Source organism: Rothia endophytica, assembly GCF_039543885.1.
GTDB lineage: Bacteria > Actinomycetota > Actinomycetes > Actinomycetales > Micrococcaceae > Rothia > Rothia endophytica.
The window spans coordinates 20491-35413 of sequence record NZ_BAABKP010000003.1 but is presented as its reverse complement, the minus strand read 5'-3'; the positions used below and the strand labels follow the sequence as shown (position 1 = coordinate 35413).

Sequence of the window (14923 nt, the reverse complement as noted above, 5' to 3'; positions counted from 1 at the left end):
ATGGGCACGGTGCCTGAAAATCTAGCCTGTGACGCCTCTTAACGTTTGTGACGCTCCGTGACAGCCAGCCGTCCGTAACAGAACCCAACCCGGTTCACAGTGTGAAACAGAGCCCCTGAACTTTGCCTCAGCGCCCCCTCACCTGGTTAGACTAAAACCGCGATCATGAGACCCAACGCTAAGCTCTGGCTCGTTGGGCGGCAACCCTCTCCCGTAGCGGGGTGCCCCAGATGAGGATCCGGCAGATAACTGCAAGTACGGCGCAACCAGGCGCCACCTTCACAAGAGGTTAGGCGCCATTTTTGTATCGCTAGCCAGGCACGGGGTGTGAGGGCCGACCCGAAAGGCACCGGTTCATGACCGAGAAGAAGCGCATCGTCGTCAACGCGTTCGATATGACCACCACCAGCCACCAGAGCTTCGGCACCTGGCGTCACCCCCGCAACCGCGCCGATGAATACAACACCATCGAATACTGGACTGATCTGGCAAAGGTCTGCGAAAAGGGCCTTTTCGACGCTATCTTCATCGCCGACGTGGTGGGCGTCTACGACGTCTACAAGAACTCGGTGGCCGATGCCCTGCGCGACGGCGCGCAGGTTCCGGTGGGCGACCCCTTCCTGCAGATCTCAGCGATGGCAGCGGTTACCAAAAACATTGGCTTCGGCGTCACCGCAGCTGCCACGTACAACCAGCCTTATACCCTGGCACGGTCCTACTCCACCCTTGATCACTTGACCCGCGGCCGCGTGGGCTTCAACGTGGTGACCAGTTACCTGGCGTCAGCTGCTGAGAATCAGGGCCTGCCAGCTCAGATCCCGCACGATACCCGCTACGAGATCGCAGATGAGTTCTTGGATGTTTGCTACAAACTCTGGGAAGGTTCCTGGGAGGACGGCGCGGTGCTACGTGACCGTGAAAATGGTATCTTCGCTGACCCCACCAAGGTGCACCCCATCGAGCACAAGGGGAAGCATTTCACCGTGCCCGGTATCGCCCTGTCTGAGCCCTCACCCCAGCGCACCCCGGTCATTTTCCAGGCGGGCGCATCATCCCGCGGCCAGCAGTTTGCTGGAAAGCACGCTGAGGCTATTTTCATCACCGCCCTGCGCCCCCACTTGACCAAGGTGCTGACCGGCCGCATCCGCGACGCTGTTGAAGCAGCGGGCCGTAACCGTGATGATGCCAAGATTCTTGCCATGCTCTCGGTTGTGGTTGATGAGACTGACGAGAAGGCGCAGGCAAAGTTCGAGGAGTACAAGAAGTACGCCAACTTAGAAGCTTCTCAGGCAATTATCGGCGGCTGGAGCGGTGTGGATCTCTCCCAGTTCGATGAGGACGAGGCGCTCAAGTACGTTGAGACCGAGTCGATTCAGTCCTTCCTGACCCCCTTCACCCTACAATCCAAGGATCGTGACTGGACGCGTCACGATATCGCTGAGCACTGCGCGACCGGCGGCATGGGCGAGGTCATCGTGGGCTCACCCCAGACCGTTGCCGATGAGCTAGAACGCTGGATTGACGAGGGCGGCCTGGACGGAATCAACCTTGCCTACCATGTTTCCCCCGGTTCCTTCGAAGACTTCGTGGAGTTCGTGGTGCCCGAACTGCAAAAGCGCGGCCGCTACCGCACCGCCTACGAAGGTTCCACCCTGCGGGAGAACCTCTTCGGTGAGGGCATCACCAAGGTGGCAGATACCCACCCGGCTGCAGCCTACCGCGGCGCCTACGTCGGTCAGCGCAGCGCCGCGGACGGCAACGTCCGCTAGGACCAGCTGACCGGAACGCCCCGTGCGTCACCAGGAATCATAAGGAAACCTTCAAAAGTGTGGAGTAAGACCGTACTTTTGAAGGTTTCTTTTGCTGTGCTCCCCGGCTCTAGCCCTCCAGCCTGGTAGAAGAGAATACCGGCGTCATCTGTGGTGTTCAGAGGGCTAAAGTGTGCGAGTATAGCTAGTACAAAGATGTGTACTTACTACTGAGAGTGGGTTGCCATGTCAGATCCCTTTCCGCATACCCAGCAGCCGCCGACGGTTGCCCTGGTACTTGCCGGTGGCCGGGGGAGCAGGCTCTCGCCGCTGACCGATCACAGGTCTAAACCGGCTATCCCTTTCGCAGGTATCTACCGCATGATTGATGTTGCCCTGTCTAATCTGGTGCACTCTGGGCTGCGTCACGTGTGGGTGGTGGAGCAGTATCAGCCCTTCACCCTCAACCAGCATCTTGCCGGTGGACGCCCCTGGGACCTGGATGGCACCCGCGATGGTTTGCGTATTCTTCCGCCGGTTCAGGGTCATGCTGTGGATGGTTTTGCCAGCGGTAACGGGCACGCTCTCTACCAGCAGGTGCCTCTGCTGGAATCGGTGGGTGCACGGAACGTGATAGTGATGAGCGCAGACCACCTCTATCAGCTGGACCTGCGCCCGGTCCTTGAGCAGCACGATGAGCTTGGCTCTGACCTCACGATTGTGACGACCGAGATTGATGAGGACGCCTCCCGTTACGGGGTGGTGCGCACTGATGGTCAAAAGGTAGTTGCTTACGACTACAAGCCTAAGGCTCCAGCGTCGCAGAAGATTGCCACTGAGATCTTCGTTTTCTCGGTGACCGCCCTTCGAAACTCTCTGGATGTCTTGTTAGAGGGCGTCGACCGAGCTGATACCGACGCCGTGGGGGAGACTCTAGGGGATTACGGTGAGACTCTCATCCCACACCTGGTTCAGCACGGTGCCGTGCACGAGTTTTTGATGGAGGGGTACTGGAAAGATGTGGGCACCGTTGACGCCTACTACCGTGCCCACATGGATCTATTAGAGGGTAAGGGGCTCCAGCTGGACGCCCCGGGGTGGGCTATTATTCCCCACCCAGACCCTTACGCGCCGGCCTATATCGCCCCCACTGCGCAGGTTCAGGGGTCTTTGGTGGCACACGGGGCGAGGGTTCACGGCCGTGTGGAACACAGCGTCATTGGCCCCGGAGTAACCGTAGAGGCAGGTGCGGTGGTTGAGCGCAGCATCATCATGGGCGATGCTCTGATTCCGGCGGGGTCACACCTGCGGGCTGTCATTGTGGATGTTGGCGCGAAGGTGCCAGCTGAGCAGATGGGGCAGATCAAACCCGGGCCGGGCAACATTACCGTACTGGCATACGAAGGTAGCGGTCAGGGGCGCCGCTTTGATGGTGAGGCAGTCGCCCCTGCCTAAGCAACTACCTTCGTTGGGTCAGTAGCGCTGCTAGAGCAGGGCGCTCCACAGCCGGCATACATTCTCGGTGACCTTCTGGTAAACGGGCCGGTTGACCCACTCGTCGTAGCGAAGCTCTTTGCATTCAGAGATGTAATCACTGGCAATACGCTCAAGTTCAGAGACCATGCCCCTGTCCACGATGAAGGTGGAAACCTCAAAGTTGAGGGCGAAGGAGCGGGGATCCATGTTAGAGGAACCGATAAAGGTTAGTTCATCGTCCACCATCATGAACTTGGAATGGAGGACGGTGGGGCCGGGGTACTGCTGAATCTTGATCCCGGCGCGCAGTAGCTGCTCATAGTAGGAGCGCTGACCCATGATGGGCAAGAATTGGTCGCCCTTTTCACACACGATGAGAGTGACTTCGATGCCGGACATCGCCATGTTGGTCAGTGCCTGCAAGAGGGTTTCTTCTGGTACGAAGTAGGGCGAGCAGACAGTGACCCGCTCTTCAGCGTTGTAGATCAGGTGGTTGATCAGACGTAGGTTATTTTCGGTTTCAAACCCGGGGCCTGAGGGCACAATTTGCGCTAAGGGACGCTGGTTGATGTTCACCCTGGCGTCGTTGATGATGCTGACGTCAATTTCTGAGAGCAGAAGTTCCTTGGTTTCTGCGTACCAGTCCGAGACGAACACAGCGTTGAGCTGGTGAACTACAGGACCGGTGCAGACAAAGGAGAGGTCCTTCCACTCCAAGCCTTTTCGGAGGTTGCGTTTGAGGTTATAGGAGCTGTGGATAGCGTTCTGTGACCCCGTAAAGGCGATTTCGCCGTCAATCACCACAATTTTGCGGTGGTTACGCAGGTCGGGGCGCTGCCACTGGCCCTTCCAGGGTTTGAGGGGCAACATGAGACGCCAGGGCACTCCGGCAGCGGTGAGTTTGCGCTGTAGCTCCCTCCACCGAGGGTATTTGCGGGCGCCAATATGGTCAATGAGCACCCGGACGCTCACTCCGCGCTCGTGGGCGCGCACCAGGGCGTCCCAGAGGGGCTCGGTGGCGGTGTCTAGGGCGGTGATATAGAACTCAAAGTGGACATAGGTGGTTGCTTTGTCAATCTGTTCAGCGAGCTCTGCCAGGGCATCGTTGTTGCTTTCTCGCAGATCAAACTTGTTGCCGCCAATGAGAGGAAGAGCTCCCAGCCTGTAGTTAAGGTTGGCTGCTACACGCGCGGGTTCAGAAATTTCCACCTCGCCCAAAACTGCGTCCTCACCGCCGATGACATCTTTGATGATTTGGTTCATGGCCCGCTGACGGCTACGCCGGTGCTTGGGCACCAGGTTAGAGCCGAAGACCAGGAAGGCGATGAGACCTACGAAGGGAATGAAGAAGATGGCCATCAGCCAACCCAGAGCCACCACCGGTTTGCGGTTATAGGGCAACCAAAATATTACGGTCAAGCGGATCAAAACATCGATAACGACCAAAGCTACCGATAGCCAGTCCGGAATATTAGGGATGTCGATGGTGGGCAAGAATAAGTTCACCGTTCTGAGTCTACCGTTAGGTGTGACAAGATGCGCTCGTACTTGCCTGAGTCTTTGCCCCCCCCGGTGATGGAAGTAAGCGGCTAGACTGAGAGAGTGAGCAAACCTGAGAAGTCTGTGCGCCAAGCGCGCCGTGAACGCACCCATACTGCAATCCACACCGCAGCCTTGGCGCTGGTAGCTGAGAAGGGTTTGAAAGCAACCACCACTGATGAAATAGCGGCCGAAGCTCAGGTGAGCCCTCGCACCCTCTTCAATTATTTTGCGGTGAAAGAGGACGCCGTGATGGGTTTACGTGCCCCAGAACTCACCGAGCAGATTCTTGAGAAGGACGCCGCGCGTCAGCACCTGGATTTTTTTGAGCGTCTCACCCACCTTCTGCTCGATATTATTGTGGCCTCAGTAGATGGCCCTACGTATACGCAGGTGCAAGATCTTATCTCGCGTTACCCGGAGCTGCGCTACCGCATGCGACTGCATAATCTCGAGTGCGAAAAGACCTTACAGGCATTTTTGCTCACCGTTGACTGGCCAGCCTTTAGGATAGCTGGCCGCCGCGGGCCCTTCCCCTTTAATACGGCCAACACCGCCTCTGCCGCTGGTGAGGAGAAAGCCAGCGCGGCCGTTCACCTTGCAACCGCCCTTTTACGGCACCTAGACTTTGTGCGCGGTGTGCCGGAGGAGGGTGAGCGCCAGCAGCTGGTGAGTGAGGCTGTGCAGACCTTCCGTTACCTCTTGCGCGAAGATTAAACCGCGGGCGCTGTGCCCACCTATTTTCGAAGACCGATTAGCGTCATTTCTTGTGCTCCAGCTCGCACCCTTGGGTAGAGTGGTGCTGTACCCGCCGTGCCAACGGCTGCGCTTTTGAGGAGATTTCGTGAAAATTCTTGTTCCTACCTCTGTCACCCTGGATGAGTCCCGCCTGGGTCTTGAAGGGGAAGACACCGTGGTGTCCTATGACCCCACCGTGAACATTGACGCTGAACACTATGACGCTGATGTGCTGATTTCTTGGGCTAACACCAATGAACAGCTGAAGGACGCCGCCGCTTACCTTGAACAGGTGGAGCTGGTTCAGTCGCTTCTGGCGGGCCCGGATCAGGCACGCGCAGCGGGCTTCCGTCAGGAGGCTGTTATTACCTCGGGGATTGGTCTTCACTCTAAGACTGTGGCGGAGCATGCTCTGGCGCTGACCCTGAACTTTGTTCGCTTCTTGCCCACCCTGGCAGAGCACCAAGACCGCAGCAACTGGGCTGGGGAACTGGGAGGGGCGCAGGAGCTTCACCCCGCTGACCAGGTCACCACCTTGCTGGATGCCAAGGTCACCATCTGGGGCTTTGGCTCTATTGGCACCACTACAGCCCGCCTTTTCCAGGCGTTCGGCGCTCAGGTGACCGGTGTGGCGACCACCGCCGGTGAGCGTGAAGGCTTCCCCGTGATTGCTACCGAGAATATTGATAGCATTCTGCCCGAGACCGACATCCTGGTGATGATTCTGCCCAATTCTGAAGCAACGCAGAACGCTTTGGATGCCGCGCGTCTGGCTAAGCTGCCTACCCGCGCTTACATCATCAACGTGGGCCGCGGCCCCACCGTTAATGAAGCTGACCTGGTCGCTGCTCTCAATGAGGGCAGCATTGCTGGGGCTGGTATCGATGTAGCAGTGACTGAACCCCTGCCCGCTGATGACCCGCTCTGGGCTGCTAAGAACATTGTGATCACGCCCCACTCTGCTGGCGGCCGCCCTGTAGACCCTGAGAGCCTTATTGCGCAAAATCTGCAGGCTTTGCGTGACACCCGCGCCGGCAAGGATGCCGACTGGCGCAACAAAATGAACTAGCTTCTCCCGCTCAATAAGAAGTGACCGGATTTTTACAATGTGTAAAGATCCGGTCACTTCTTTTTAAACGCTGAGGTAGGGTCCACCTACATCCCTCAGTACAAGAAATAAATTCCGCGTAGCTGGTCGGGGCTGGCGTGAATCGGCTTGTGAGCGAAGCGAACCGGGCGAGAGAGTCAGCTACGAGGAATTTATTTTTTGTGCACCCTTAGCTGACGACGGCGCCGGTTTCTTCGAGTAACTTGGCGCGGAGCTCGCGGCGCTGGGCCTGAGCGTCGGGATCAGGGAGGGGAACAGCGGCCAGCAGGCGTTGGGTGTAGACCTCACGGGGGTGACGCAGAATCTGCTCGCGAGGGCCTTGCTCTACGATTTCACCGCGGCGCATCACGGCGATGCGATCGGCCAGGGCGTCGATGACGGCGAGGTCGTGGGTAACGAAGAGGCAGGCGAAGCCCATTTCGGCTTGGAGTTCTTGAAAGAGTTCAAGGACGCGTGCCTGCACGGAGACGTCCAGCGCAGAGGTGGGTTCGTCGGCGATCAGCAGCTTGGGTTTGAGGGACAGGGCGCGGGCGATGCCTACGCGCTGTTTCTGACCGCCGGAGAGCTCGTGGGGGTAGCGGTTGCGGTAGGAGCGGGGGAGCTCCACGCGGTCCAGGAGTTCTTCGATGCGCTTTTGCAGCTCGGCACCCTTGGCGACGCCGGCGAGCATCATGGGTTCGCCGATGGATTCGCCGATGGGCAGGCGGGGGTTGAGGGAGGATGAGGGGTCCTGGAAGACCATACCGACGTCCTTGCGTACCTGGGCGAGGTTCTTGCGGGAGGGCTTGGTCATGTTCACGCCGCAGACGGACAGTTCACCTTCGGCGACGTCCAGGAAGCCTACGGTGGCGCGGCCGATGGTGGATTTACCGGAGCCTGATTCACCTACCAGGCCTAGTACTTCACCGGCACGGATTTCAAGGGTGGCGCCGGTGACGGCGCGGAAGGGCCCTACACGGCCCTGCTTGGGGTATTCCAGGGCAACGTCCTTGAGGGAGAGGATGACCTCGCCGCTGCGGGCTGGCGCTACCTTTTTGAGTATTTCGGTGGCGGGGCGGTTTTGTTCTGCAGCGTCATTGATGGCGGCGTTGACGTCGATTTCTTCGCCGCCCAGGTGCAGCACGGCGCCGAGTAGCGCCTGGGTGTATTCGTGCTGGGGGTTGTTAAAGACCTCGTGAATTTCGCCGGTTTCAACGATTTCGCCGCGGCGCATGACGGCTACACGGTCGGCGAGGTCGGCAACGACGCCCATATCGTGGGTAATCAGAATGATGGCTGAGTTCAGCTTCTTCTGCAGGTTGCGCATGAGCTGCAGGATCTCAGCCTGAACGGTCACGTCAAGAGCGGTGGTGGGTTCGTCCGCAATCAGCAATTTGGGGTTGGTTGAGAGAGACTGGGCGATCATGGCGCGCTGACGCTGGCCGCCAGACATCTGGTGGGGGTAAGAGTTGAAGGCCTTGATTGGATCCGGCATTTCAACCATTTCCAGCATCTTGATGGCTTCTTCTTTCGCCTGGGCGGGAGCAACGTCTTTGTGCAGGCGTAGGGTTTCAACGATCTGGTCGCCGACGGTCATGACCGGGTTCATGGCGGTCATGGGCTCCTGGAAAATTACGGCGACTTCTTCACCGCGTACCGAGAGCAGGTCGGTGTTAGAGAGACCCACCAGCTCGCGGCCGTTGAGCTGGACAGAGCCGGTGACGCGGGCGTTCTTGGGCAGCAGTCCGATGGTGCCCATGGATGAGACTGATTTGCCGGAGCCTGATTCACCGACGATGGCGAGAACTTCGCCGGCGTGGACCTCGTAGTCAAGACCGATGGCTGCGGGCACCCACTGGCGGTCGACGCCGAAGTCGACGCTGAGGTCGCGAACCTTCAGGACGGGCTGTGAGCCGGTCGCTTGTACGTTTGGAGTGTTCACTGGTTTTCCCAACTCTTGTTCGTGGTGTGAGGAGGTTTGTCGTTTTATGCTGTGATAGCTATATCTGGAAGAATACGAGACTATGAAGTCTCAGTATTTGCAGAACCCGCCGGTTGTTTTCCGGGCTAAGAGTGCCCCCTGGTATACCGGCTTTGCCGTGCTAGTGGCGGTGAGCGTGCTGGTTGCGTTGGCCTTCAGCAGTGGTTTATCCGCGGTGGTGACGCGGGGTTGGTCGCTGATTTTCTTGGCCTACGCTATTTGGTACACGCTGGGGCGGTCGCATCTGGTGGTGGGGGAGGAAAACATCACAGTAGTGAATCCTTTTTGTACCCACACCGTGAATTATGCGGCGCTGATTGATGTATCAACCCGGTATAACCTGACCCTGGTGACTGCCCAGAAGCGTTACCAGGCCTTTGGCATTCCTGCTGGTGGCATGGTGGCTTCCCGCCGGGCTCGCCCGGCTGACCTTGAGCGCTTGCCTTCCATTACCTACGGTGAGGGTGGCGCGATGCGAACCTCTGATTTACCGAACTCCCTGGCGGGGTCGGTGGCTCTGGTGATTCGCGGCTACTGGCAGGAGCTGGTGGAAGCCAACGCTCTTGCAGGTATTCCGGCCGTCTGCCGTTCTAAGGCTGACCTTCTGGGTAGCGTTCTCTTTGCTGTGCTACTGGTGCTCGCTATCATCGGGTTGATGATCTAGCACCAGGGCACGGGTTCTGCTTCTCTATGTAGTTATCACGTGAAGTTCTTATCAGTGGTGGCGGGTAGTCCGGGGGACGGCCCGCCACCGCTTTGCTTTAGCGCTGGGTTAGCCCTGGGGCGGACGCTTGTCGTCGTTAGGGTTCTGCGGGTCAAGGTCCTGGTTGATGGAGTCCGAGGTGCGTGAGCTTTCGGGGCGATCAACTTCAGCGGCAATAGAGGTGTCTACCCTGACCAAGCCAGCAGTTGCCGGTGCGGCACCACCGTCGATACCCACACCGTTTTCGGCGGAGTGAGCGGTACGTTCGGTAGCCTTCTTGGGGTTGAACTTCTTCTGACGTGGGTCAAAGGCATCGCGTAGGCCATCGCCCACGAAGTTGATGGCCAGTGACAGGGTCAGGATGAAGAGGCCGGGGAACCAGAAGAGCCATGGGCGGGTAGCGAAGGCTGCCTGGTTGGCTGAGATGATGGAACCCAGCGACCAGTCCGGTGCCTTGATGCCGAAGCCCAGGTAGGACAGAGCGGTTTCGGTAAGGATAGCGGAGCTCATCATCAGTGACACATTCACGGTCACTACGCCGATGGCGTTGGGCAAGATGTGCTTGAAGATGATGCGCATATCTGAGGCACCTGCCAGGCGGGCAGCGTCCACAAATTCACGTTCGCGCAGGGTCAGGAACTCAGCGCGCACCAGACGAGCCAGTGAAGACCAGAAGAGCAGACCAACCACGATACCGAACATGAGCGTGTTCCAGATACCGGTGAAGTAGCTACCTGCCAGTTTACCTAGCACAGCGGTGAGCAGGATGAGCGGGATGATGATAACCATGTCGGTAAAGCGCATGATGACCGCTTCAACCCAGCCGCGGTAGTAGCCAGCTAGGCCGCCGAAGAGCACACCCAGCATGGCAGCGATGCTGGTGATCAGCAGAACTACCAGCACGGTGTTTTGAGTGCCGCGCATGGTCATGGCGAAGAGGTCACGACCGGTGGCATCCTGCCCGAACCAGTGTGTGGCATTGGGCGCACCACCGTTGAGCACGGGCTGCATTTCGGTGTGGTTATAGCCCCACCAGCCGGGGATGGGGCCAACACCGATGGAGGTCAGCGCTAGCAGCAGAATCGCGATAATGACGAAAACTGAGGCTACAGCACCGGTGTTCTGGAAGAAGCGCTTGCGCACAATCTGGCCCTGGGTTTTACCTACGGACTCTTGAGCGCGGATATCAACGTTAGTTTCAATCGAGCGCAGGGCGGTGGTTTCGGTGGTGGGTTCCTTATCGGCTGATACGGACCCGTTGGTGTTTTTAGTGCTCATTATGCTTTCACCCTCACGCGCGGATCGAGTGCTGAGTAGAGAAGGTCAGCAACCAGGTTGAAGACGAGCGCCATGATACCGGTGACCAGGAAGACGCCCATGACGGGGTTGGGGTCGGTGTGCGCCAACGAATCAAGGAAGAGGGTACCCATGCCCTTGAAGGCGAAGATGCGCTCGGTGATGGCTGCGCCGCCGATGATGCTTCCGATATCCATGGCGATGATGGTTGCCAGAGGAATCAGAGCGTTGCGGAAGGCGTGCTTCATCACCACGGTGCGCTCGGAGACACCCTTAGCGCGAGCGGTACGGATGTAGTCCTGGTTCATGATTTCCAGCATGGACGCACGCGAGTAGCGTGAGTAGGCTGCCAAGGAGATCAGGGTGAGGGCTACGGTGGGCAGCAGGATGTGGGTGAGCGTATCGGTGCTCAGAATCCAGAAGTCGCCCTGCAGGTTGGGGGTTGAAGCGTTAGCGGTGGGGATGGGGCGTCCCTTAATGCGGCTGTTGCCCACGTAGTCGGGCCAGGCCTGCATGAAGCGGTCGACAATAATCAGCAGAGCCATGGCGAGGCCGGAGAGCATACCCACGCGGGCGCCCTGGCCCTTATCGTAGCCGCCCCAGAGAAGGCCAGCTACCCAGCCCACCAGCATCATGGCCACTGCGATGATGACGACCATGAGGAAGGTTGCTTGGTTGAGGAGGCTCTGAATGGGGAAGTAGATCGCAAGACCAACGACGACCATGGTGAGACCAGCACCCAGAGCTCGGCGGTTGCGCATACCCGAGACCAGAACGGTGAAGAGCAGGGCAGCAATGACGCCAAGCGGCAACAGGAAAGGAATACCCAGGAAGGGGTTGCTCAGCCATTCAGTGGCTGAAACGAAGATAATAAGCCCGGCGGTAAGCACGAAGCCCAACACACCCATGAGGTAGCGGGTCTTCTGCTTCCCGAAGGAGGCTGAGTACCAGAAGAGACCTGCTAGCGCAGCGATAATCAGAGTGGTCGGTATCGTAACCGTTGGGTTTCTCAAGAAGTTGTTAAAGCCAATAGCCAGGAACTCCTTGAGCAGCACTGCAATCCAGAAGGAGGGCAGAGAGAAGAAGAGGAAGCTGAGGAAGGTGATGGTGTAATCAAGGCCTGAGTACTGGCGCAGTGCTGAGACGATGCCCAGGCTGATACCAATCAGGATTGCAAGGATGGTGGAGGCAACAACCAAGGTAAGGGTCTGCAGAATTGCGTTAGAGAGCAACTGGGTGACCGGAGTGCCGGCTAGGTTAGAACCGAAGTCGCACTTACCCGCGAAGCACCCTAGGATGCCGCCCACCCATTTGAAATAGCGCAGAGGGGCTGGAGTGTCCAGATCGAGGAGCGCGGTGCGCTGAGCAATAAGGGCGTCCCTATTGGGTGACTGGCTGATGCGCAGCTCTTCGAGGGGATCGCCCGCGATAGCTACGAGGTTGTAAATGAGGAAGGATGCACCGAAAAGAATAAAGACCGCGGTGATCAAACGCCTCACTGAATACATGAACATGATGAATCCTGAAAGGGTTAGGGGAAATTCGCTAAAGAAGGGGCCCTGTAGAACAGCCAGAAGGCGCGGACGCTACTGAGCGTCCGCGCCAAGTGACTCATGCAATCCACATGGATAGATGTGGCGTGACGAGGGCGGCAGGGATTATTCTGCGAAGTCCCATTCTTCGATGTTCCAGGTCAGGGGCTGCTGGCCGGGCTTGGGCTTTACACCGGTCAGGTCGCTGTTGTAGGAAGTAACCGCGATGGACTGGAAGAGGGGCAGGCCGTAGGCGTCCTTGAAGATCTCGCCGTCAGCTTCCTTCTTCAGTTCTTCAATGCGTGCCTGATCCAGGGTCACCATGATCTCGTCAGCGTTAGCGTTGACGATATCGTTGGAGTAACTGTTGAAGTTGGAGGGTGAACCTTCCTTGAAGATCTGGCCCAGGGATGAGTTGCCGATACCTGATGAAACCCAGCCGAAGATAGAAGCGTCGTAGCCGCCATCCTTACCGGTGGGCAGCAAGGATGACCACTGCTCGGTGCCTGCGTCTACCACGTCGAAGCCAGCCTTAGAAGCTGATTCCTGAATCATGGCGAAGGAGTTGACGCGGTTGGGGTTGGCAGTGTTGTAGAGGATGCGCACGGTGGGGGTCTTGCCGTCCAGCAGTTCCTTAGCCTTCTCGATGTTGGCATCCATATCATCGCTCGGGTACATATCCGAGTTGTTCTGGGCGACGGCATCATCGTAGTTCTCGGTATCTGAGGCTACGTAGAGCTGAGAGTTGAGAACTTCAGCTTCGGGGTCCATAGGCTTGATGAGGCTGTCCAGGATCTGCTGGCGGGGAACGGTCAGCAGGAAGGCTTCACGGACGTCCTTGTCTTCAAAGACACCGCCGGAGACCATGTTGAGATCCAGGTGATCGTAGGACTGGTCAGGCTGGACGGTGGTGGTGGTGTTCTCCAGCTCCTGCAGCTGGGAGACGGTGTCAACCGATGCCTGAGGAGCTACAGCGTCAACTTCGCCATTCTTTAGGGCCTGAACCTGGGAGGAAGCGTCGCCATTGACACGAAGCACTACCTCACCAATGGCGGGCTTGGTGTCACCCTGGTAATTCTCGTTAGCGGTCAGAGTGATGGACTGGTTCTCGACAACATCGGTGACCAGGTAGGGGCCGTTGCCTACAGTCAGTGCCTCATTATCAGGCATGGTGGTGGTGTTGAAGCCGGTGTTCCATGCATCTGCGATCTTCTGCAGGTTTTCGTTCTCTTCACCGGGGGTAGCGTTCTGGATGGTTTCGACCAGGGTTTCCTCGTCCAGTCCAGCCAGTTCAGCTACGACGTGAGCGGGAGTGGTGATGTTGAAGGCGCTCTCCCAGTCAGCAAAAGCCTTGGGGTAGGAGAAGGTGATGCTGCGGCCGTCTTCGCCCAGCTCAGGCATACCTGCTTCACCCAGACCGGCGGTTTCACCCGCGTAATCGAAGAAGGTGACGCCCTCTTCGCCCTCTCCGTTGAAGTAGCCTGAGTAAGCTGCCCAGGCAAGCAGGAGGTCGCCCTTATCGATGTCGTTACCGTCGGACCACTTCTGGTCATCGTTGACCTTGTACGCGACCTTCATGCCTTCGCCCTCTTCGGTCATGTCGTATGAACCGAACCAGTCGTTGTGGCGAATATCGAATTCATCAGTAATGCTGTAGAAGCCACGGGTGGTCATGGCGCTAATTATGCCGTTGGTGTCCGAGTTGCCTTCAGCGGTGTCAGTGTTCAATGACGAGAAGACGTTGGTAATAGCGATGGAAGCTGACTTTGATGAGTCGGCTGAAGAATCGCCGGAAGCTGATGAACCTGAATCGGTGCTGGCACAGGCTGAGAGAGCCAGTGCCGCGACTGCTGAGAGGCTCAGAGCTGAAGTGATGCGGGTCTTACGCATGAGGTGTCTCCTTGGGTAAAGGGAATAAGGATGGTGGCTAGGGATACCCGCCCAACGGCATCCACCACGGACGACGGGCCACCTTTTGACCTACCGGGGTAGTGGTAAAGGTGTGGTGGGTAACACTTTTAGTTTCCTAAATCTTAGACCATAGTTTCCTGTGGAAAGTACAAAAATCGAAATTTCTCTTGAAAAACCTGATGTGTGTTTGTAAGGGATAGGATTTTTTGAGTAAACCCGCACGTCACACCAGTTTTGCTACTGACCAGTATTTAAAAAAACTTAACAATTGCCTGTTAGTATCAGTATGTGGTATAGATCCCACACCTGCACTTGTTGCAGCTGACAGCCCGGTGGCCTGCAGATAGGCTGGTTTGCATGTTTGTTCTCAAGACTTTTAAAGAGCTAACCCTCGAGGAGCTCAACGAGATATATCTGCTGCGTGGCTTGGTCTTTGTGGTGGGGCAAAAGATTACCGAGGAAAACGAGATCGACCGGGCTGACCGGCAAGCTTTGCACTTCTTTCACGCTAACGAGGCAGGTGAGGTGCTCGCCTATCTTCGCCTCTTTGACCTGGGTGTTTTTTCTGATGATTCCCACCCTCTTGATCCTGGTGCCTGGTCGATGGGGCGAGTGGCGGTTCACCCCGATGCCCGCGGCACGGGCTTGGGTAGAGAGCTTTTGGGTGCTGCCATCAACTGGGTGCGCACCACTACAGAGGCTCAACGCATCTCTATCAGCGCTCAGGCTTATCTCAAGGACCGTTACTACGGAGCCGCCGGGTTCAAGCAGGTGGGGGAGGACTACCTGGAGGCCGGGATCGACCACGTGCATATGGTACTAGAGCTCTAGGTGTGGGTAGATAAGCTGTAACTCCATCAAAAGAAGGGGGCCGCACCATCATGGTGCGGCCCCCTTCTTTTGAGGTTAGAC

General features: G+C 57.7%; 11 protein-coding genes and 1 riboswitch. Of the genes, 6 read left to right on the top strand and 5 right to left on the bottom strand.

Annotated elements, in window-relative coordinates; all coding sequences use genetic code 11:
* The first annotated feature begins 161 nt into the window (after nucleotides 1-161).
* A riboswitch (SAM riboswitch) is annotated at nucleotides 162-264 on the top strand.
* 92 nt (nucleotides 265-356) lie between these two features.
* Together ABD982_RS08320 and ABD982_RS08315 are read left to right on the top strand one after the other, a co-directional pair.
* Nucleotides 357-1769 (top strand): LLM class flavin-dependent oxidoreductase, encoded by a 1413-nt coding sequence (locus ABD982_RS08320; RefSeq protein ID WP_345446386.1) that lies wholly within the window; start codon nucleotides 357-359, stop codon nucleotides 1767-1769.
* A gap of 225 nt (nucleotides 1770-1994) precedes the next feature.
* The gene (locus tag ABD982_RS08315; protein WP_345446384.1) at nucleotides 1995-3203 is read left to right on the top strand and encodes a glucose-1-phosphate adenylyltransferase family protein; all 1209 of its coding nucleotides are present in this window, start codon (nucleotides 1995-1997) and stop codon (nucleotides 3201-3203) included.
* Nucleotides 3204-3233: 30 nt separating this feature from the next.
* On the opposite strand, the gene cls is transcribed toward ABD982_RS08315, so the two are convergent.
* Entirely contained in the window at nucleotides 3234-4730 is a 1497-nt protein-coding gene (gene cls / locus ABD982_RS08310; protein WP_345446382.1) for a cardiolipin synthase, read from the bottom strand.
* Nucleotides 4731-4826: 96 nt separating this feature from the next.
* Between cls and ABD982_RS08305 the strand changes: the two genes are divergently transcribed.
* Both ABD982_RS08305 and ABD982_RS08300 read left to right on the top strand, forming a co-directional pair.
* Entirely contained in the window at nucleotides 4827-5480 is a 654-nt protein-coding gene (locus ABD982_RS08305) for a TetR/AcrR family transcriptional regulator (protein ID WP_345446381.1), read from the top strand.
* A gap of 127 nt (nucleotides 5481-5607) precedes the next feature.
* Nucleotides 5608-6570 (top strand): NAD(P)-dependent oxidoreductase, encoded by a 963-nt coding sequence (locus ABD982_RS08300; RefSeq protein WP_345446380.1) that lies wholly within the window; start codon nucleotides 5608-5610, stop codon nucleotides 6568-6570.
* Between the two features lie 208 nt (nucleotides 6571-6778).
* Here the strand turns inward: ABD982_RS08300 and ABD982_RS08295 are convergent, their stop codons facing one another.
* Complete coding sequence (locus tag ABD982_RS08295) at nucleotides 6779-8530, bottom strand: ABC transporter ATP-binding protein (protein ID WP_345446379.1); 1752 nt, start codon at nucleotides 8528-8530, stop codon at nucleotides 6779-6781.
* An 82-nt stretch (nucleotides 8531-8612) separates the two neighbouring features.
* Between ABD982_RS08295 and ABD982_RS08290 the strand changes: the two genes are divergently transcribed.
* A complete protein-coding gene (locus ABD982_RS08290; RefSeq protein ID WP_345446377.1) occupies nucleotides 8613-9233 on the top strand; it encodes a PH domain-containing protein in 621 nt (206 codons plus the stop codon).
* A gap of 108 nt (nucleotides 9234-9341) precedes the next feature.
* Here ABD982_RS08290 and ABD982_RS08285 read toward each other — a convergent pair whose 3' ends face one another.
* From ABD982_RS08285 to ABD982_RS08275, 3 genes are all read right to left on the bottom strand, one after another.
* Nucleotides 9342-10550, bottom strand: coding sequence for an ABC transporter permease (locus ABD982_RS08285; RefSeq protein ID WP_345446375.1), 1209 nt, complete (start codon nucleotides 10548-10550; stop codon nucleotides 9342-9344).
* Nucleotides 10550-12082 carry an ABC transporter permease subunit gene (locus ABD982_RS08280; RefSeq protein WP_345446373.1) on the bottom strand — a complete coding sequence of 511 codons (1533 nt, stop codon included), beginning with the start codon at nucleotides 12080-12082 and terminating at the stop codon, nucleotides 10550-10552. The genes ABD982_RS08285 and ABD982_RS08280 overlap by 1 nt, the downstream gene beginning before the upstream one ends.
* Nucleotides 12083-12226: 144 nt before the next feature.
* Nucleotides 12227-13990: an ABC transporter family substrate-binding protein gene (locus ABD982_RS08275; RefSeq protein WP_345446371.1), complete on the bottom strand. Its 1764-nt coding sequence runs from the start codon at nucleotides 13988-13990 to the stop codon at nucleotides 12227-12229.
* Nucleotides 13991-14368: 378 nt separating this feature from the next.
* On the opposite strand from ABD982_RS08275, the gene ABD982_RS08270 reads away from it, so the two are divergent.
* Nucleotides 14369-14842 carry a GNAT family N-acetyltransferase gene (locus ABD982_RS08270; protein ID WP_345446369.1) on the top strand — a complete coding sequence of 158 codons (474 nt, stop codon included), beginning with the start codon at nucleotides 14369-14371 and terminating at the stop codon, nucleotides 14840-14842.
* Nucleotides 14843-14923: the final 81 nt, after the last annotated feature.